Source organism: Flavobacterium cyclinae, from assembly GCF_021172145.1.
Classification (GTDB): domain Bacteria; phylum Bacteroidota; class Bacteroidia; order Flavobacteriales; family Flavobacteriaceae; genus Flavobacterium; species Flavobacterium cyclinae.
In genome coordinates, this window is sequence record NZ_CP089095.1 from 783326 (window position 1) to 803552 (window position 20227).

19 protein-coding genes are annotated in these 20227 nt (G+C 31.2%); 11 read left to right on the plus strand and 8 right to left on the minus strand.

Features of this window, described 5'->3' with window-relative positions; translation table 11 throughout:
- Nucleotides 1-38 precede the first annotated feature (38 nt).
- The 7 genes from gap to recF all read right to left on the minus strand — a co-directional run bounded on the left by gap (nt 39) and on the right by recF (nt 6302).
- A complete protein-coding gene (gene gap / locus LOS86_RS03685; RefSeq protein WP_231843289.1) occupies nt 39-1070 on the minus strand; it encodes a type I glyceraldehyde-3-phosphate dehydrogenase in 1032 nt (343 codons plus the stop codon).
- An 89-nt stretch (nt 1071-1159) separates the two neighbouring features.
- Nucleotides 1160-2035, minus strand: coding sequence for a lipoyl synthase (gene lipA / locus LOS86_RS03690; protein ID WP_231843290.1), 876 nt, complete (start codon nt 2033-2035; stop codon nt 1160-1162).
- A gap of 83 nt (nt 2036-2118) precedes the next feature.
- Nucleotides 2119-2682 (minus strand): RNA polymerase sigma factor, encoded by a 564-nt coding sequence (locus tag LOS86_RS03695; RefSeq protein WP_231843291.1) that lies wholly within the window; start codon nt 2680-2682, stop codon nt 2119-2121.
- Nucleotides 2673-3782, minus strand: coding sequence for a glycosyltransferase (locus LOS86_RS03700; RefSeq protein WP_231843292.1), 1110 nt, complete (start codon nt 3780-3782; stop codon nt 2673-2675). The genes LOS86_RS03695 and LOS86_RS03700 overlap by 10 nt, the downstream gene beginning before the upstream one ends.
- A gap of 13 nt (nt 3783-3795) precedes the next feature.
- On the minus strand, nt 3796-3999 hold the full coding sequence (locus LOS86_RS03705; RefSeq protein ID WP_026724852.1) for a hypothetical protein: 204 nt from the start codon (nt 3997-3999) through the stop codon (nt 3796-3798).
- Between the two features lie 121 nt (nt 4000-4120).
- On the minus strand, nt 4121-5128 hold the full coding sequence (gene murB, locus LOS86_RS03710; protein ID WP_231843293.1) for a UDP-N-acetylmuramate dehydrogenase: 1008 nt from the start codon (nt 5126-5128) through the stop codon (nt 4121-4123).
- Between the two features lie 88 nt (nt 5129-5216).
- Complete coding sequence (gene recF, locus LOS86_RS03715) at nt 5217-6302, minus strand: DNA replication/repair protein RecF (RefSeq protein WP_231843908.1); 1086 nt, start codon at nt 6300-6302, stop codon at nt 5217-5219.
- Between the two features lie 135 nt (nt 6303-6437).
- Between recF and LOS86_RS03720 the strand changes: the two genes are divergently transcribed.
- The 11 genes from LOS86_RS03720 (at nt 6438) to LOS86_RS03770 (ending at nt 19537) form a co-directional block, all read left to right on the plus strand.
- Nucleotides 6438-7226, plus strand: coding sequence for a tetratricopeptide repeat protein (locus tag LOS86_RS03720; protein WP_231843294.1), 789 nt, complete (start codon nt 6438-6440; stop codon nt 7224-7226).
- On the plus strand, nt 7226-7714 hold the full coding sequence (gene ribH, locus LOS86_RS03725) for a 6,7-dimethyl-8-ribityllumazine synthase (RefSeq protein ID WP_231843295.1): 489 nt from the start codon (nt 7226-7228) through the stop codon (nt 7712-7714). The genes LOS86_RS03720 and ribH overlap by 1 nt, the downstream gene beginning before the upstream one ends.
- Before the next feature lie 94 nt (nt 7715-7808).
- Nucleotides 7809-9076 (plus strand): IS3 family transposase gene (locus LOS86_RS03730; protein ID WP_231841609.1). Its coding sequence is split into 2 segments (ribosomal slippage): nt 7809-8148 and nt 8148-9076, totalling 1269 coding nucleotides; the frame shifts between segments, so codons are not numbered across the junction.
- Nucleotides 9077-9178: 102 nt separating this feature from the next.
- Nucleotides 9179-9475, plus strand: coding sequence for a hypothetical protein (locus tag LOS86_RS03735; protein WP_231843296.1), 297 nt, complete (start codon nt 9179-9181; stop codon nt 9473-9475).
- 14 nt (nt 9476-9489) lie between these two features.
- Nucleotides 9490-10155, plus strand: a complete 666-nt coding sequence (locus LOS86_RS03740; RefSeq protein ID WP_231843297.1) for a Crp/Fnr family transcriptional regulator — start codon at nt 9490-9492, stop codon at nt 10153-10155.
- 121 nt (nt 10156-10276) lie between these two features.
- Nucleotides 10277-11155 (plus strand): TonB-dependent receptor, encoded by an 879-nt coding sequence (locus LOS86_RS03745; RefSeq protein ID WP_231843298.1) that lies wholly within the window; start codon nt 10277-10279, stop codon nt 11153-11155.
- Between the two features lie 117 nt (nt 11156-11272).
- Nucleotides 11273-13129 (plus strand): DNA mismatch repair endonuclease MutL, encoded by a 1857-nt coding sequence (gene mutL / locus LOS86_RS03750; protein ID WP_231843299.1) that lies wholly within the window; start codon nt 11273-11275, stop codon nt 13127-13129.
- Nucleotides 13126-13929: a rhomboid family intramembrane serine protease gene (locus LOS86_RS03755; RefSeq protein WP_231843300.1), complete on the plus strand. Its 804-nt coding sequence runs from the start codon at nt 13126-13128 to the stop codon at nt 13927-13929. The genes mutL and LOS86_RS03755 overlap by 4 nt, the downstream gene beginning before the upstream one ends.
- A 35-nt stretch (nt 13930-13964) precedes the next feature.
- Nucleotides 13965-14819, plus strand: a complete 855-nt coding sequence (locus LOS86_RS03760; RefSeq protein WP_231843301.1) for a rhomboid family intramembrane serine protease — start codon at nt 13965-13967, stop codon at nt 14817-14819.
- A gap of 3 nt (nt 14820-14822) precedes the next feature.
- Nucleotides 14823-15854: an endonuclease/exonuclease/phosphatase family protein gene (locus LOS86_RS03765; protein WP_231843302.1), complete on the plus strand. Its 1032-nt coding sequence runs from the start codon at nt 14823-14825 to the stop codon at nt 15852-15854.
- Between the two features lie 200 nt (nt 15855-16054).
- A complete protein-coding gene (locus LOS86_RS03770; RefSeq protein ID WP_231843303.1) occupies nt 16055-19537 on the plus strand; it encodes a RemA C-terminal-like gliding motility protein in 3483 nt (1160 codons plus the stop codon).
- Between the two features lie 62 nt (nt 19538-19599).
- Here the strand turns inward: LOS86_RS03770 and LOS86_RS03775 are convergent, their stop codons facing one another.
- On the minus strand, nt 19600-20214 hold the full coding sequence (locus LOS86_RS03775; RefSeq protein ID WP_231843304.1) for a WbqC family protein: 615 nt from the start codon (nt 20212-20214) through the stop codon (nt 19600-19602).
- Nucleotides 20215-20227: the final 13 nt, after the last annotated feature.

The window sequence follows — 20227 nt, forward strand, 5'->3', positions numbered from 1 at the left end:
ACCCTGCAATTTAAGTTTTTTAGCGTTAATAAAAAACTTTATTTTTTAGAAACGAATGTAATTAAGTCAATTAATCGAGAAGAATAACCAATTTCATTGTCGTACCAACCTACAATTTTAACCATTTTGTCAATAACAGAAGTTAATTGCGCATCAAACAAACAAGAATTTTGATTTCCAATAATATCCACAGAAACAATTGGGTCTTCTGTGTAATCTAAAATTCCTTTAAAATTAGTTTCAGACGCTTTTTTAAATGCTTGATTGATTTCTTCAATTGAAACTTGACGTTTTACATTGAATGTAATATCAGTCAACGAACCATCTGGAACTGGAACACGAATACCGCAACCGCCCATTTTTCCTTCTAATTCTGGGAAAATTTTTGTCAAAGCTTTTGCTGCACCGGTTGTTGTTGGAACAATTGATTGCGCTGCGCCACGAGCTCTACGTAAATCTTTATGGGGCTGGTCGTGTAAACTTTGGTCGGTAGTGTAGGAGTGAACCGTTGTGATGTACGCTTGTTCAATTTCGCACAATTCCTGAATGATTTTAATCATCGGAGCTGCGTTATTTGTCGTACAACTTGCGTTGGAAATTATCGTTTCACTTCCATCTAAAATGTGTTCGTTTACCCCTAAAACAACGGTTTTAATTTCATCTACTTCAGATGGTGCCGAAAGAATTACTTTTTTTGCTCCAGCTAAAATATGTTGGTTTATCTCTTCAAACGTTTTGAATTTCCCTGTCGATTCAATAACAATATCAACGTTTACCGATTTCCAATCTAAATTTATAATTTCTCTTTCGTGAAAAAATAAAAAAGATTTGTCATCGATTATAATCGAATCTTCAGAAAATGAAACATTCTGATTCAAAACACCATGAATGCTATCGTATTTTACCAAGTGCGCCATTGTTTTATTATCGGCAATGTCGTTGATGGCAACTACTTCAATAGTAGGATGATTCAAAAGCAATCGGAATAAATTACGTCCAATTCTTCCAAAACCATTAATAGCAATTTTTATTTTTGTTTCAGGTTTCAATGTTTTTGTTTCAAGTTTCAAGTTTCAAGTTGAAAAGTTAGTGTAACTAAGCTTAATTATTTGAATTCGGCATTTAAAAAACTTCCAGCATCCATCATCCAGCTTCCCGCTTAATGGATATGTTTCTCCGCATGATAAGACGAACGTACTAAAGCACCGCTTTCCACATGTCTAAAACCTAATTCTTTTCCGATTTTTTCGTATTTAGCAAATTGCTCTGGTGTAATATATTCTTTAACAGGTAAATGCTTTTTACTTGGTTGTAAGTACTGACCTATAGTAACAATATCCACTTTTGCATCAGCTAAATCATGTAGGACCTGAATTACTTCTTCCTCAGTTTCACCTAAACCTAACATGATACCCGATTTTGTTCTTTTGATGCCTTGCTCTTTTAAATAGCGAAGTACTTCCAAACTTTTCTCATATTTCGCTTGAATACGAACCTCACGCGTCAAACGTTTTACGGTTTCCATGTTGTGCGAAACTACTTCTGGAGCTACTTCAATAATTCGGTCTATATTTCTTGTATTCCCCTGAAAATCTGGAATTAACGTTTCTAAAGTCGTATTTGGATTCATTCGGCGAATGGCTTTCACGGTTTCTGCCCAAATAATTGAACCCATGTCTTTTAAATCATCACGATCCACACTCGTAATAACCGCATGTTTGATGTTCATAATTTTGATAGAACGCGCTACTTTTTCAGGTTCGTCCCAATCCACCGTTTCAGGGCGACCGGTTTTTACACCACAAAAGCCGCACGAACGCGTACAAATGTTTCCTAAAATCATGAAAGTTGCTGTTCCTTCGCCCCAACATTCGCCCATATTAGGACAACTTCCCGAAGTACAAATCGTATTCAGTTTGTATTTGTCTACTAAACCTCTAAGTTCGGTGTAGTTTTTACCGGTTGGTAATTTTACGCGTAACCATTTTGGTTTGGGTTCTCTTGGTGGAAAAACATTGTCAATAGCCGTGTCCATAATCAAAATTTTGATAGGCAAAGATAATTAGAAATGATGGATTTCTATAGAAGAATGGAAAGTTTTAAGATTTGTTTAGAATTTTATTTTCCAGAAATAATCTCAGCCAATAATTTCTTTGCTCTAAGTAATTTAATTTTGATGTTATTAAGCGGTTCATTAATTTGTTCTGCCATTTCTTGATAGGTCATTTCTTGAAAATAACGCATTTGAATGACTTCTTGATAAGCAGGTTTTAATTGTTTGATATATTGGAGTAATTGCGCTAAATTTTGCTCGATAATTAATTCGTCTTCCGCAGAATTGGATTCATCGGCAACACTGTAAGCTTGGTGATCTTCTTCGTCATTCATTTCAATAAATAAAGATGATTTCTTTTTGCGAAGCATGTCGATATGAACGTTTTTTGCAATCGCAATCAACCAAGTATTAAAACCGTATTCAGGATTATAGGTTGCGATTTTATCAAATGCCTTTGCGAAAGTTTCAATTACGATGTCTTCAGTGTCGGTTTCGTTTTCGGTGCGTTTTAGCATGAATCCGTACACTTCATTCCAGAAAAAATCCAATAGAAAGGTGAAAGCAACTTGGTCTCCCTTTTTTGCTTTTTCAATATTTTCTTGAATAATTACCGAATTTACTTCCAATGTATTGGTTTTGAGATGAGGTTTCTAAAAAATACGCTCAGTTGGGTAAAGATAAGCACAATTTCTATAATTGGATACCAATACATCACATCTTTTTCTTTTAGTTTTCCAGCGGCATAACCTAAAGAAATCCAAGTGAATAAATATCTGAAAACAATAATTCCAGTCACAATCATCCATTGGAATTGAAAGGCTAACAAAATAATCGCTAAAGCTAAAAACCAAAACTGACTAAAGAAAAATAATCCCAACTGAAATTTATCAAATCCTTTGTAGTAATTTGCAGTCGTAGCATGTCTTCTTTTTTGGTACATCCAAGATGAAAAAGTAGTTTTTGGTTCCGAAAAAGTGAAACTTTCTGGTGTATATAAAATTGCTGTATTCTTATTTGTTGCTGCTTGATTAATAAACAAATCATCATCCCCTGAACGAATTTTCATGTGATCCATAAAACCTCGAACGTTGAAAAATTCTTCTTTTTTGTAAGCTAAATTACGACCAACACCCATATAAGGTTTGCCAATTTTTGCCCAAGAAAAATATTGCGTAGCGGTTAACATCGTTTCAAAACGAATGATTTTATTTAGGAAGGAATTCTTTACTTTTTCGTAAGCGCCATAGCCTAAAACAATCGTTTTTTCTTTGGTAAATTGAGTTGAAATTTGCAACAACCAATCGTTTGAAGCTGGATAACAATCCGCATCGGTAAATACTAAATACTCGTTTTTTGCGGCTTTGATTCCTAAGGTTAGCGCAAATTTTTTATTACCCCAAAAGGCTTCATTGTTTTGAACTTTTACCAATTTTACATTTGGATATTGCTTTTCATACGCTTCAAAAAGTTCCAAGGTTTCATCGCTCGAAGCATCGTCAATTAAGACAATTTCGTAATCTGGATAGTTTTGGCTCACCAAAGTTTGAAAATACTTTTTGATATTTTCTTCTTCGTTTTTAGCACAGACAATAATGGAAATAGGTAAACGTTTCGGAGTTCCTTCTGGTTTTTTACCAAAAGAGAATTTTCCGAAAATAAAAAGGTAATAAATAAATTGAATAAACACGATAACCGCAAATGCGATTAAAAGTATCATTAGTATCATAAAGTTTAGAAAATTAAGAATGCGAAGGTTCGCTGCAATCTTTCATTTGTTCAGGAGTTTTTCCGCAGTAGCTACAGTTTTCTCCATCTTTATTTAAAAACGGACTTTGGCTAGCACAAGTTCCAGCAAATTTTCCGTCTTTTTTTGCCCAAATTTTTATCGCGATACCTGCAAATGCAAGTCCTAAAAGTCCAATGGTTACTAATACAAGTTTCATTTTTTTCTATTTTGAACTGCAAATTTACAAAAGAAAATTCAAATCAAGTTCAGAATTTAAACGTAAAGTTCGCAAAGTTTTTTAGCAAAGCATGCAAAGATTTTAAACTCCCAACTCCCAACTAAATAATATTCACTTCCGCTTCAATAGCAATTCCGAATTTTTCTAAAATCGTTTGTTGGATATTTCTCGAAAGTGCTACAATTTCGGCTCCTGTTGCTGTTCCGTAATTGACTAAAACCAAAGCTTGATTTTTATGAACTCCAGCATCGCCAAAACGTTTGTCTTTAAAACCAGCTTGTTCAATTAGCCAACCAGCCGGAACTTTTACCTCCGTTTCCGAAACTACATAATGAGGCATTTCTGGGTGAAGTGCTTTTGCTTTTTCGTAGACTTCTTTTGCAATAATCGGGTTTTTGAAGAAACTTCCACTGTTGCCTAATTCTTTTGGATCTGGTAATTTACTTCGACGAATGGCAATTACAGCATTGCTAACGTCTTTTAAGGTTGGGTTTTCTATTCCGTTTTGTTTTAATTCGGTTTCAATAGCGCCATAAGTTGTAGAAACTTTGTGGTTTTTCTTCGTTAATTTAAAACTAACCGAAGTTATGATGTATTGGTTTTTTAATTCGTTTTTGAAAACACTTTCACGGTATTCAAATTTACATTGCGCATTGGTAAACTTTTCAATTGCTAATGTTTTCAAATTCAAAGCATCGCACGAAAACATCGTGTCTTTAATTTCCACACCATAAGCTCCAATATTTTGAATAGGAGTTGTACCTACATTTCCAGGAATCAAAGATAAGTTTTCAATTCCGCCGAAATTTTGGTTGATGCACCAAAGTACAAATTCATGCCAATTTTCGCCAGCTTGCGCTTTTACGATGACAAAATCATCGTTTTCTTCAACAATTTCTCTTCCTTTTAAGTTCACATGAACGACTAATTTTTCAATGTTTTGCGTTAACAACATATTGCTTCCGCCACCCAAAATAAAAATATCGTTGTTTGCTCTCAACACTTCTTTTAATTCATCGATAGATGAAACAGAAACAAACTGTTTAGCTTTAGCTTCAATTCCAAAAGTGTTATAATTTTTTAAAGAGAAATTGGTTTGAATATTCATGGTGGAATAATTTTTTTCAAATGTAATGTATATAGTAGAAATTCCAAAAATCAAGTTCAAAACTTCTTAAATCTAAAATCCATAATCATCAATCTTCAATCAAAAACATTTTATACGATTGATGCGTTTCTTTGATAATCATCTCCGTTCGTTCTGCATGCGTGTCGGAAATAAAAATTTGTCCAAAAACAGCATCATTTACCATAGTGACAATTTTTTGCACACGTGTTTCGTCTAATTTATCGAAAATATCATCAAAAAGAAGAATTGGTAATTCGCCACTTTGTTTTTTCATAAACTCGAATTGTGCCAATTTCAGAGCTATCAAAAATGATTTCTGTTGGCCTTGTGAGCCAAATTTCTTAATCGGGAAACCATCAATCTCAAAAACCAAATCATCTTTGTGAATTCCAGAACTTGTATATTGAATAATTCGGTCTTTTTGTAACGATTCTTCTAAAAGTGATGATAAATCTTTTTCGAACAATTGACTTTCGTAACGCAAAGCAACCGATTCATTTCCTCCCGAAATATTAGTGTGATGTTTTTGGAAAATCGGGATAAAATCGTTCAAAAATTGGTTTCTTTTTTCGAAGATTAATTGTCCGGTTTCACTTAATAATTCGTTGTAAATCGATAAATTATCAGAATCAAAAGTCTGGTTTAAAGCGAAGTATTTCAATAAAGCATTGCGCTGCGCTAACGTTTTTTGATATTGAATCAGTAATTGTAAATATTGGTTATCTAATGTTCCAATAACGCTATCAATAAATTTTCTTCTTGTTTCACTTCCTTCCACAATCAAATCAGCATCGGAAGGCGAAATGATTACCAAAGGAATTAATCCCAAATGTTCAGAAAGTTTTTCATAAACTTTTCCATTTCGCTTGATGGTCTTTTTTTGTCCTTTTTTTAAACTGCAAACTATTTTTTCCTCTTTGCCATTTTTATGAAGCAAAGCGTCAATCACGAAAAACTCTTCGCCATGTTTGATGTTTTGAATTGCTAAGGGATTGAAATAGCTTTTTCCATAAGCTAAATGGTAAATTGCATCTAAAATATTGGTTTTTCCAACACCATTTTTTCCTACAAAACAATTAATTTTAGCATCAAAATCAAATTCGATTTGGGCTAAATTCTTATAATTAAGTAAAGATAATTGTTTTAAAAACACAATAATTAAAGGTTGTTTGATGAGTAAAAGTAAGACTTCCTGCAAAAGTAAATTGAAATTCTTAAAAATATCTACAAAAATGGTTTTAAATTTTAATAAAAATTATATTTTTGCACCTCATTAAATTAAAAATAAATGGCAACATATAACAAAAGAGGTTACAAAGCCCCAAAACCTGAAGAAGCAAAAGTTGAAAATGAGTTTGAAGAAGTAGAAGCAATTGATGTACAAGATAGTACTACAGCTGAGGTATTCAATACTTTAGATGAAACAGCTTCTAAAACTGAGGATTGGGTAGCAAAAAATCAAAAATTACTTTTAGGTATTGTAGGTGCAATTGCGATTGGTACATTATCTTACTTGTTATACAATCGTTTTGTTGTTGAGCCTAATGAAGAAAAAGCTGCAAATGAAATTTTTCAAGCGCAACAATTTTTTCAACAAGCGGTTGATGCTTCAGAAAAGAATGATTCTTTATACAAATTAGCTCTTAATGGTGGAGAAGGTAAATTAGGTTTCTTAGCGGTAGCTGATCAATATTCAGGAACTGCAGCTGGAAATTTAGCCAACTATCATGCTGGTATGGCTTATTTAAACTTAGGTGATTTCAAAAATGCGATTACTTATTTAGAGAAATTTAAGTCTGATGATGCTATTTTAAAACCAATTGCTTTAGGTGCTATTGGAGATGCTTTATCAGAAACAAATAAAGTTGATGAAGCTATTTCATATTACAAGCAAGCTGCAGAAGCTTCTGAAAATGAATTTACAACTCCAAGATTTTTGTTGAAAGCTGCTCAATTAAATTTAGTGGCTGGAAAGAAAGAAGAAGCGCACAAATTATTTGTAGAGATCAAAGAAAAATATGAAACTTCTAAAGAAGGTTTAAATATTGATGCTTTTATTGCATTGACAGAAAAATAATGGCAACAGAAAATAAAAATTTATCAAATTACGATAAAAACACAATCCCAAATGCGAAAGACTTTCGGTTTGGGATTGTTGTTTCAGAATGGAATGAACAAGTAACAGAAGGCTTGTATAATGGAGCTTTTTCCGCTTTAACCGATTGTGGAGCTTTGCAAGAAAACATTATTCGTTGGAATGTTCCTGGAAGTTTTGAATTGATTTTTGGTGCACGACAAATGCATGAAAAATTAGAGTTGGACGCAGTAATCGTTATTGGTTGTGTAATCAAAGGAGAAACGATGCATTTCGAATTTGTTTGTGAAGGGGTTACTCAAGGTATGAAAGATTTAAATCTTTTATATGATGTGCCTACAATTTTTTGCGTGTTAACCGATAACAATATGCAACAATCGCTTGACAGAAGCGGAGGAAAGCACGGAAATAAAGGTGTAGAAGCTGCAATAGCAGCCATTAAAATGATAGATTTGAATAAAAAAGTTTAATTTTTACTATAGAAAATTATAAATCCCGCTTTTATGGCGGGATTTTTGTTAACAATGTCTTGTCCTGAAAAAAGTTGACTAAAAATCACATAATATGTCAACAAAAAAGAAAATTTCAAAAATTCCAACTGTCCCACAAATTTACAGCGAAGCATTTAAACGTCAAGTTGTAAGTGAATTTGAGAGGGGTTTATTTACAAAAGCAGAGCTTCGAAGACGTTACAATATTTTAGGTAGTAGTTGTATACCAAGATGGTTAAAAAAATATGGTAAATTTACCTATGAAGATAAATTAACTATTGGTCGTCCTATGAAAGATCCTCAACAACAGCGTATAAAAGAGCTAGAAGCTCAATTAGCGAAAAAAGAAGAAGAATTAAAAGTATTTAAACGATTTATTGAAATAGCTGAACGTGAACTTAAAATTGATATTGTAAAAAAGTCTGGTTCCAAGCAGTCGAAGAAATAAATATAAATAGTTCATTGACTATTTATGAGTTATGCGAACTGTTTGGATACACAAAACAAGCATTTTACAAGCGAAAGTCAAAGGTAAAAACACCTAAATACAACTCAGAATTATTACGAAGTTTGGTAGTTACTATTCGTAAGCAATTACCCCGAACAGGTGGTAAAAAACTTCATGTAATGTTACAAGATGAATTTATAAAACACCATATATCAATTGGTCGGGATAATTTTTTAGATTTTTTAAAAGCAGAATATTTACAAGTTCCTAAAGCTCGAAGATATTACAAAACAACAAATTCAAGACATTGGATGAAACGCTATCCAAATTTAATTAGCAATTTAGTACTTAACAGACCTGAGCAGGTTTGGGTTGCTGATATAACATATTTACGAACAAAAGAGAAAACATATTATTTGCATTTACTCACTGATGCGTGTTCCAAGAAAATTGTAGGATATCAATTGTCAGATAATTTAATGAGCTCAACTACTGTAAAAGCTTTAGAAATGGCTTTGATTAAGAGGAAAACAAAAAATCAACTCATTCACCATTCTGATAGAGGTTTACAATACTGTAGTAAAGAGTATACCGAATTGTTAAAGAAAAACAATATTTTAATTAGTATGACGCAAGAATACGACCCATATGAAAATGCAGTGGCAGAAAGAGTAAATGGAATTTTAAAAGAAGAATTTGGTTTACATGAAATATTTGAAAACTATCAAAATTTAAACAAACAAGTTACACAGGCCATAACTTTATACAACAATTTTAGAATACATATGTCAATTAATATGATAACTCCAAACCAAGCACATCAACAAAAAATAATACATTTAAAACAATGGAAAAAAATAAATCGTAACAGAATTAATTCTGTTACGATTTAACTATATTTGGATTATTAACGAGTCAACCTTTTTTAGGACAACTCACAAATAATTAGATTTAAAAAGTAATTAATTTGTTAAATTTGAAAAAAATAATGTGTTATGTTTAAGTTTGGAAGAGGTTCGTTTAAATTACCACAAAATAGAAAATTCAACTACACACCTCGACATTATAAAGGGAAAGAAGTAGAAAATCCATTCGATTTTGACTCGGCTATTAGAAGAGATCGTGAATCTGTAAATTATAATGATTTTAGAGCGCATTGGAGTGAAGCCCGAGTAAATAGCAGACATAGAGGGAATCGTCATTTTAATATGCGTATAATGATTATTGTTTTGATTCTACTTTTTATTTTTATGTATGTAATTGATTTTGACTTTTCCATTTTTAAGAAATAACTAAAATAATGTATATGAATAACGCAATATGGTTTTTTGATAATATTGATGTTTTTCAAATTCTATGTCCTCATAAGTTCCAAGAATATAAAAAAGATCACGCTTTTAATTATTTTAAAAAAGGGGATTATATCTATTTTGAAAACGATGTTGCAAATAAAGTTTTTTTAGTTAATTCTGGTAAAATAAAAGTAGGATATATAACAGATGATGGTGATGAAATAATTACAGCCATTTTAATAAAAGGACAAATTTTTGGTGAGAAAGCCATATTAGGAGAAGAAAAACGAAACGAATTTGCCCAAGCACTAGATAACGAGGTATCAACTTGTGTGGTTTCTTTAGATATGATGCATGAACTGTTGAGGCGAAATTCTGAATTCAGCATCTCCATATATAAATTCATAGGATATCGTTTTAAAAAGTTAGAAAGAAGATTGCAGATTATGCTTTTTAAGGATGCTAAAACACGATTATTAGAATTTTTAAAAGAGTTGTCTGATGACTATGGGTTTACAAATGCAGTTACCGGTGATACTGTTATTAAACATCCATTTACTCAAAAAGAAATTGCTTCATTAATTGGTTTGTCTCGCCCAACCCTGAATGTTCTTATTAATGAGCTTCAAAATGAAAAAGTATTGACTTTTGAACGAAAACAAATTATTCTCCATAAGTAAAAAGTGTTAGCTATCTAACACTTTTTTGTTTTTTTAGAATGTAATTTTGTGGTATTAGTTTTAGTTCGTTTATAATATTTTATTAATTCGAATTTCGAATTAGATAACCAAAATGGATTTGATGAAAAAAGTTGTATTTGTTTTAATTTTATGGGCTAGTAATGCTGTTTTTTCGCAAGGTTGTAGTGATGCTGGATTTTGCACTTCAGAAAACATGAAATATGGAACAGCTGTAGATTCTATAAAACATACGTTAAAATTTGGAGTTAATCATGGTAGTGCAGATTTTGATATTTCTGTATTTGGGATGTACTTAGAGTACCAATATAAAATTACAGAAAAATTAAATATTGGTACAAGAATAAATTACATTAATCAAACAAAAGAAACAGTTTCATCAAGTAGTTTATCTGATGGTTTTATAATAGCAGATTATATAGTTAATCCCACAGTAAGTGCAAGTGTTGGGTTGAAAATTCCTTTTACAGACGGAAATGTGAAAGAGAATGGCATGGCTTTACCAATGGATTTACAACCTAGTTTAGGAACTTATGATTTAATTTTTGGGGTTTCAAAAAAATATAAAAATTTATTTTTTGCTTTGGGTTACCAACACCCCTTGAATAAAAACAATAATACTTTTATTAAGCCATCAAGTTCTAATGAATTTTTTACAACAAATCAATTTGAAAGAGCTCCCGATTTGTTATTCAGATTGGGATATAATTATTCTATAAATTCTAAATGGAAACTAAGCCCAAGTTTGCTCCCAATCTACCATATTGCTAATGATACTTTTGAAGATGTTAACAATCAGGAAGTTCAGATAAGTGGATCTAAAGGTTTAACATTAAATGCTAGTTTATTGGCGGTATATTCATTAAATGACAAAAATGCGATTGAATTTAATTTAGGTACACCATTAATAGTTAGAGATGCCAGACCTGATGGTTTGACTAGGTCAATAGTATTAAATTTAGAATATAAATTTAGATTTTAAGTTTTTAAAGTTTGTTTTAGTAAACCTACATTTTTATGTAGGTTTATTTTTTTTATAAAGAAAACACCATATAATTTCTTTATTTTTGCAAATCAAATAAATCATTTAAAATATCTAATGGCTGCTAGTATAATCCAACTTTTACCTGATCATGTTGCCAATCAAATTGCTGCTGGTGAAGTAGTTCAAAGACCTGCTTCTGTTGTTAAAGAGTTGTTAGAAAATGCAGTAGATGCAAAATCAACTGATATCAAGTTAATCGTTAAAGATGCTGGAAAAACTTTGGTTCAGGTTATCGATAATGGTTTAGGTATGAATACTACTGATGCACGCTTGTGTTTTGAGCGTCATGCAACTTCAAAAATTCGAAAAGCAGAGGATTTATTTGATTTACATACCAAAGGTTTTCGTGGAGAAGCCTTAGCTTCTATTGCTGCGATTGCACATGTGGAATTAAAAACCAAACAAGACCAAGAAGAACTAGGAACTCATATCATTATTGAGGGAAGTAAATTAGTAACCCAAGATGTTGCAGTTTTACCTAAAGGAACTTCTTTTGCTGTTAAGAATTTGTTTTTCAATATTCCAGCCAGAAGAAATTTCTTGAAATCGGAAACGGTAGAATTTCGTCATGTAATGGATGAATTCCAACGTGTAGCGATGGCACATCCATCGATTTCGTTTACTTTGATCCATAACGGAAGTGAATTATACAATTTACCAAGTTCGAATTACCGCCAACGTATTGTAAATATTTTTGGTGGAAAAACCAATGAAAAATTAGTGCCAGTTTCAGAAGATACGGAGTTGATTAAAATTTCAGGCTTTGTTGGAAAACCAGAATTTGCAAAAAAGAGTAGAGGAGAGCAGTTTTTCTTTGTGAACGATAGATATATCAAAAGCGCGTATTTGCATCATGCGATTATGAGCGCTTATGAAGGTCTATTAAAAGAAGGCAATCAGCCAAGTTATTTCTTGTATTTGCAAGTGCCACCACATACTATCGATATTAACATTCATCCAACCAAAACCGAAATTAAGTTCGACGACGAACATTCGTTATATGCCATTTTACGATCGGCTGTTAAACATAGTTTAGGACAGTTTAATGTGGCACCGGTTTTAGATTTTGAGCGCGATGCTAATTTAGACACACCTTACGAATACAAAAATAGAGAAGCTGATTTTCCAACGATTCAAGTGGATTCAAATTTTAATCCGTTTGCAGCTGAAAAAACAAGTTCAAAACCATTGTCTTCTTTTGGAAGTTATAAAAGAGAAACAACGGAATCTAGCTGGGAAAGTTTGTATGTAGGGCTTAAACAAGACACGCAAGAAATTGAAACTTTTTCGTTTGAGAGTGTAGAAGTTTCTAGTAAATTGTTTGATGATGAGGTTGTTGAAACTAAAACTACTTCTACTTATCAAATACATAAAAAATATATTGTTAGTGCTATAAAATCGGGAATGTTAGTTATTGATCAAGGAAGAGCACATCAACGTGTATTATACGAACAATTTCTAACTAATATTACAGTTCAAAAAGCTTCGAGCCAACAGTTGTTATTTCCATTGGAATTGTATTTTTCATCTGACGAAATGATTTTATTGAAAGAATTGCAATCGTCTTTAGAAAATACCGGATTTGTTTTTGATGCTTTTAATGCTGATTCTGTTCAAATTTCTGGGTTGCCAATTGGAATGGCAGAAAGTGAAGTTTCCATTGTTTTAGAAGAATTGATTGGGAATTTACAAAACGAAATTCCAGAAAGTAGTTTTTCGCAAAGTGATAGTATAGCCAAATCGATGGCAAAAAGTATGGCAGTAAAAACCGGAACTTACTTAACGGAAAAAGAACAAGAAAATTTAGTAAATTCGTTATTTGCATGTAAAGAACCGAATGTTTCCCCTTTTCAAAAACCAACTTTCATTACCTTAACGGTAGAAGATTTAGATAAAAAATTTGCGATATGATGAACATGACCGATACTGTAAAGCAGTTGTTGATAATCAATATTTTATGCTATGTTGGGGCCTTTATAGTTCCTCAATCATATGATTTATTATCATTGTATTATTTTGAAAGTGATAAATTTCATTTTTGGCAACCTATTACTTACATGTTTATGCATTCAAAAAATAGTTTAATGCATATCTTTTTTAATATGTTTGCCTTGGTTTCTTTTGGTAGTGCATTAGAACATTTTTGGGGAGCTAAGAAATTTCTATTTTTCTATTTTTCTTGTGGGTTAGGTGCTGCGTTAATTCATTCGGGGGTTGATTATTATGAAATTCATGCGTTATTGAATCAATTGCAGAATACAACCATTTCAACCGCAGATATTCATACAATTTTAAATACTAATTTTGATGATGGAAATCAATTTCAGGGTAAATTGTTATATGAAAATGCGCAAGTTATTTTTGATAGGTTAAATTTATCTGCTGAAGATTTCCGTATTTTATTCGATGCAGCAATTAAAAATCAGGCTTCTGCTGTTGGAGCTTCAGGAGCAATTTACGGATTATTAGTGGCTTTTGCTTTTATGTTTCCAAATGCCGAGTTGATGATGATGTTTATTCCGGTTCCTGTGAAAGCCAAATATTTTGTTCCTGTGATTGTGATGTTAGATTTATTTTCAGGGGTAACCGGATTTAGTTTATTTGGAAGCAATATTGCTCATTTTGCTCATTTGGGCGGGGCATTAATTGGTTTTATCATGATGTGGTATTGGAAGAAAAATCAGTTTAATAAAAACCGTTGGGACAGATAGATTTCAGAAAATAGAAGTTAGAACAAAGAGAAAAGATGAACATATTAGATGATTTAAAATTACAATACAGAACAGGAGGTATGGTACAAAAGTTAATCTTTTGGAACATAGGTTGCTTTTTGTTGTCGTTGGTCTTCTTTTATAAATTTTCTGTTGGTAAATTTGAAATTCCGACATGGATTGCTTTATCTTCTCATTTAGAGACTTTTATCAGTTCACCTTGGACATTAATAACGTTTAATTTTTTTCATTTCGGATTTTTTCATTTGATTTTTAATTTGTTGGTGCTTCATTTTTCAGGGAGATTATTTTCGACTTATTTTACTGATAAACAATTGTTAGGTGTTTATGTTTTAGGTGGAATTTTTTCTGGAATTTCTTTTGTGCTGTCTTACATTTTTGTTGGAAAAGCAGGTTTATTGATTGGTGCTAGCGGTGCAATTATGGCAATTTTATTAAGTGCTGCCACTTATGCACCTTTTATGTTATTACGAATTCCATTGGTAGGTATTGTAAAACTTTGGCATGTTACTTTTGTAATTTTACTGCTAGATTTGATTCAATTGCCTTTAGATAATACAGGTGGTCATATTGCTCATTTAGGTGGTGCTTTATTTGGATTTCTGTATATAAAACTTTTGAAATCGGGAATAGATTTGAGTAACGGAATTTCAAAAGTTTTAGATTTTTTTGTAAATCTTTTTAAACCTAAAACGCATACTCCATTTAAAAAAGTGCATCGAAACACAACAAAAAAAGGTGTAAATTCGTTTTCAGAGAAAAATGTAACTCAAAAACAGATTGATGATATATTGGATAAAATCAGTAAATCGGGTTATGATAGTTTAACAAAAGAAGAAAAGGAATTCCTATTTAAAGCAGGAAAATAATTCATGCGCAAACAAACTTGGTTGAGTAAAATAATGTTTTTTTTCAATATAGTATTAACTGTATTGACTTTTCTTGCCTATTTATTGCCATTTTTAGCTCCAAAAGCCTTCCCTTTTTTAAGTGTATTGACACTTATTCTTCCTTTTTTTTTAATTTTAAATTTTTTCTTTTTTGTATATTGGTTGTTACAGTTCAAGCGTTATATGTTACTTTCTGGATTAGTTTTGTTACTAGGAATTACTTTTATTAATCGTTTTTATAAATTTTCAGAAACCAATTTGCCTAAAGAAGAAAATGACTTCACTTTGATGAGTTATAATGTTCGTCTTTTTAATTTATACGAATGGTTGCCAAAAGAGGATGTGCCAGAACAAATTTCAAAATTAATTGATGAGAAAAACCCGGATATTTTATGCTTACAAGAATATTCGCCAAATGAAAAAGTAAATACAACTAAGTTTCCATTTAGTTTTATAAAATTAGAAGGAGGGAAAAATAAATATGGACAAGCTATTTTTTCAAACTATTCTATTATTAATCAGGGCATAATTGAATTTCCTAATTCTAATAATAATGTTATTTATGTTGATTTGTTAAAACAAAAAGACACTATTAGAATTTACAGTATTCATTTACAATCGATAAAAATTAGTACTGATATTCATGAAAATATTGATGAAGAAAAGTCAAAATTTATTTTTAAGCGATTGAGTGAAGCTTTCACAATTCAGCAACAACAAGCAGAAATTATAAAAGCCCATTTTGAAACCTGTAAATATCCAAAAATTATTTGCGGTGATTTAAATAACAGCGCTTTTTCATATGTTTATAGAACTATTAAAGGTGATTTAAAAGATGCATTTGAAGAGGCAGGTACAGGTTTTGGAAAATCTTATAATTTTAAGTATTATCCTGCAAGAATAGATTATGTTTTTGTGGAAAATACAATTAATGTTAAACAGTTTAAAACAATTGATACTTTTTTTCAAAGTGATCATTTTCCACAAATAGCCAGATGTTCATTTGTTAAATAAGTATATTTATTTTTTGCTTAATGTAATTTATCGTTTTTTTTAGTTTTATATCGATTTATTTGTTGGTTTTGAATGTTTTAGCTAAATTTGTAGGCTTGTTTAACCCTAAAACCCTAAATGCTTTTTGTAGGTTCAAAACTATCTTTGATACCTAGTCTTTTTTAAATATAGTATTTGGTTTTGCAATCCCTATACGCAAAATGAAAAATTACTTTATGTTCTTGTGCCTTATTGTAGGTGCTATATATAGTTATTCACAATGTTCGTTCCCTTCTGGTGCTACTCAGAACGGCGCTACTCAATCTTTTTGTGTTAGTGCGCCACCCCAAAGTCAAAATGTTTCTAATGCTACAGGGAATAATTTTATTTTATTAAATGTTGTTCAAGGTTTTACTTATGAATTCAGTGTAGGCGATGCTTTCCCTTCAAATAGTGAAAATTTAGACATTTTTAATATGTCAAATGTAAATATTGGATTTTCATCTGGACCTAATGGAGCTACAATTACAAATTGGGTTGCACCATATTCTGGTCAAGTGAAAATTGTATTATCTTTTGATGCTTGTGACTTTTCAAGTGTTTCAGGTAGAATAATAACATTAACATTATTAAATGTTGGAAACACTTTAGATAACCAAAATGCAAGAGGTGTAAATACTTGGATTGGTCATGCATACGATTGGATTTATGTTCCACCATTGCCAGGAGAATCAACGTTTCCGCCAGGAGGATCAACTTCACCTATTACACCAACAGCTACATTTCCATTTAATGTTGAAAATTATTTAGGATATTATAATGTTGGTTCAGAAAGTATTGTTGAAAACTTTGGAGGTAATACCGCATGTTTTCCCTTTTTAAGTGGAGGATCTTCTTATTCTTCAGTATCCACGACTTCTTTTGCAATGCGATATAGAATGCGGTCTACAAAGCCTGCGGGTTGTTATATAGCAACTATTAGAGGAGATGAAGGTGTTAGGTTATATGTAGATAATCAGTTGGTTTTTAATGAATGGAAACAACAATCTAGTACATATACAAATGTTTTAATCTATTTGGATGGAGATGCAGAATTGGTTTTAGATTATTATGAAAATAGTAGTCAAAATATTTTAGAATTTAGTTTAGCAAGTTTCGATAATACCACAAATGTAATTTCATTTGTTGGTGACTCACAAGTTTGTAATAATGTAGCTCCTGGTTTTTTAAATGGGTCTAGTTATACTTATCTTGGTTCAAGAACGAATCCAACTATTTCTTTTCAATGGCAAGTTTCAAATGATAATATTACGTTTGTAGATATTCCAGGTGCAACTGCTCAAAATTATACTCCACCCGGAACTACAACGGCTGGGTTTAGATATTTTAGACGATTGGTTTCTCCTTCATCAAATATAGGTATCTGTTTTAATCCAAGTAATGTAATTAGTCTTGAAACAATAGCAACGCCTCCTTTATCAACACCAGTAATTACCACCCCAACAAATTTACAATGTGATAGATTTGATGCTAATTGGAATCCGGTTTCTGGAGCAATTAGTTATTTATTATATGTTTCAACTACTAGTAATTTTACTACAATTTTACCAGGTTTTAATGGATTAGATGTAGGGAATGTCACAAGTTATACTATTTCTGGATTAGATTATAGTACTTTGTATTATTATAGAATCCAAGCAGTTTCTTCTGCATGTTCGAGTAGATTTTCTTCTACAGCAAATTTTAGTTATTTAGGTAGGCCTGCTTCACCTTCTATAAGTCCTATTTCTTGTGATTCATTCACGATTAATTGGGTTGCTCAAGTTAGAGCGGATAGTTATGAATTAGATGTTTCTACATCTAGTGGTTTTGGTACATTTCTACCCGGATATAATGGTTTAAATGTAGGAAATGTTACCTCATATTTATTGACAGGATTGCCTTTAGATACTCCAATTTATTTTAGAATTAGATCGGTTAATAATATTTGTGGTAAAAGCTTAAATTCAGGTGTTAATTCAAATACAACAGTTTGGAATGGTTCAACATGGTCTAATGGTTTACCTGATTTAACAAAGTATGTATTTATAAATGGTAATTATGATATGACTTCATTACCAAGTATAGATGCTTGTACTATACAAGTTAATAACGGTAGAACGTTAACTGTTGTTGGTGGAAAATATGTAAATGTTCAAAATAAAGTTATTGTACAACCTTTAGGGTTATTTGAAGTATTAAACGATGGATCCTTAATTCAAATTACGGATGGAGTTTCTAATACAGGGGATATTTATTTGGAGCGTACAACTCAAACAAGATTAAGCGACTATGTTTATTGGTCTTCACCCGTTAATAATTTTCCATTATTTGATGTTTCTCCAAATACTCCGTCTAATTCAATATACAGCTGGAGAGCTACAGCATTAAACTCTAATGGTGGTCAAGGAAATTGGCAACTTGCTAATGAGAATATGATTTTAGGTAAAGGTTATGCCATTAGGGGTCCTGTTGGATTTACTAATGGAGCTCCTCAAAACTTAACTGCAACATTTATTGGAGTCCCTAATAATGGAATTATTACTTTTCCTATTGAAAGAGGAAATAATTTAGGTGCTGGCTCTAATGGTCCTAACGGAGTTATGCGCACTGTTTATGATGATAATTGGAATTTAATTGGAAATCCATATCCTTCTTCAATTGATGTAATGTCGTTTTTATCTAACAATCCAGATCTTGATGGAAATGTTCGTATTTGGTCCAGTACAGCTCTTCCTTCCAATTTAGTTTCAGATCCATTTTATAGTGATTATTTATACAATTATTCACCTAATGATTATATTGTGCATAATGGAACTGCTACTACAAGTGGACCAGGAACTTTTAATGGAAATATTGCTACTGGACAAGGTTTTATGGTTATGATGAACGAAGGAGCAACTGCTGCTACAAGTAATGTTACGTTTACTAATTCAATGAGAAGTTCTAGTTATGATAATTCAGAATTTTTTAGAAATTCTCAACCAATTAGTCCTAAACATCGAATATGGTTAGATTTAATAGCTAATGTTCCAAACGGAATTGTTTCAAGAACTGTAATAGGCTATGTTGATGGTGCAACAGATGAGAAAGACAGATTATTTGATGCGGTAACAAGTTATAAAACAAGTCAAAATTTTTATTCTATTTTGAACAATGATATTTTATGTATTCAAGGTAAAGGTCTTCCTTTTGTAGATAATGATGTCATTCCTTTAGGATATAAAGCAGCAAGACGAGGAAGTTATTCAGTTGCAATAGCTGCAGTGGATGGTATTTTCAATGAAAATCAAGATGTTTATTTGGAGGATTTACTAACTAATACTATTCATAATTTATCTCAATCTCCTTATACTTTTCAATCAGAAATAGGGATATTTAACAATAGATTTGTTTTACGATATAAAGATACCGTATTGTCAAATCCAAATTTTGATATTGATTCAATATTGATTTACACAGAATCTAATCATGTAATTATTAATTCCGGAATTGAAACGATAGCATCATATGAGATTTATGACATTCTTGGAAGGGTAATAAAAAATGGTTCAGGATTATCCACTAATCAAGTTATTTCTGAATTAGAAGTTACAAATCAACCTTTGATTGTAAAAGTTAAATTGGCAAATAATCAAATAATTTCAAAAAAGATAATCCATTAACATTGCAATAAAATGAGATAAAAAAAGGAGTTAATATTAATTAACTCCTTTTTTTATCTATCTCATAAATTGTGTCTTTTTAAATAATCAACAGCATATCTACCTTCATTAAATAGTAAGTCTAAAATACTTAAGTTATTTATAAAACCGTGTTTATCATTAAAAACTTGTGTGTATGTTTCTAATTGAGTAGTGTCTTTTTTTCCATTAGCCAAATGTCTTAAATCTATAAAATTTGGGACATCATGAAAGAATTCAGTTGTTTTTTCAGGAATTATTTTTATGCCTAATGCACTATTTACTAATTCAAAGATTTCCAAATTCAAATCCATTAAAAATTCATGTCTTTTTTCGAATAACGGTCGAAAATCATCTTCAAAATATTCAAAAAAAGGTGAAGTTCTGTAAGCGGCTTCTAACGATTTAAAATGATTTTTCTGCCATCCAAAATCATTCTCAATACGAACATCTTTATATTTTTGATGTTTTTCTTTTGAATGTTTGATTGGGATATTCAACATTTGAATACCATTTGGACTATAAATGTACATCCTATTTCTATTAGTTTGTTTTTGAAAATTATCTTCCATTTCAAATGTAATCGAATCCGCCTTAAGCATTGCTACATAATGACTAATTGAAGGAAAATAAGTAGGATGTATAAGAATATTATTCATGATAAATATTGTT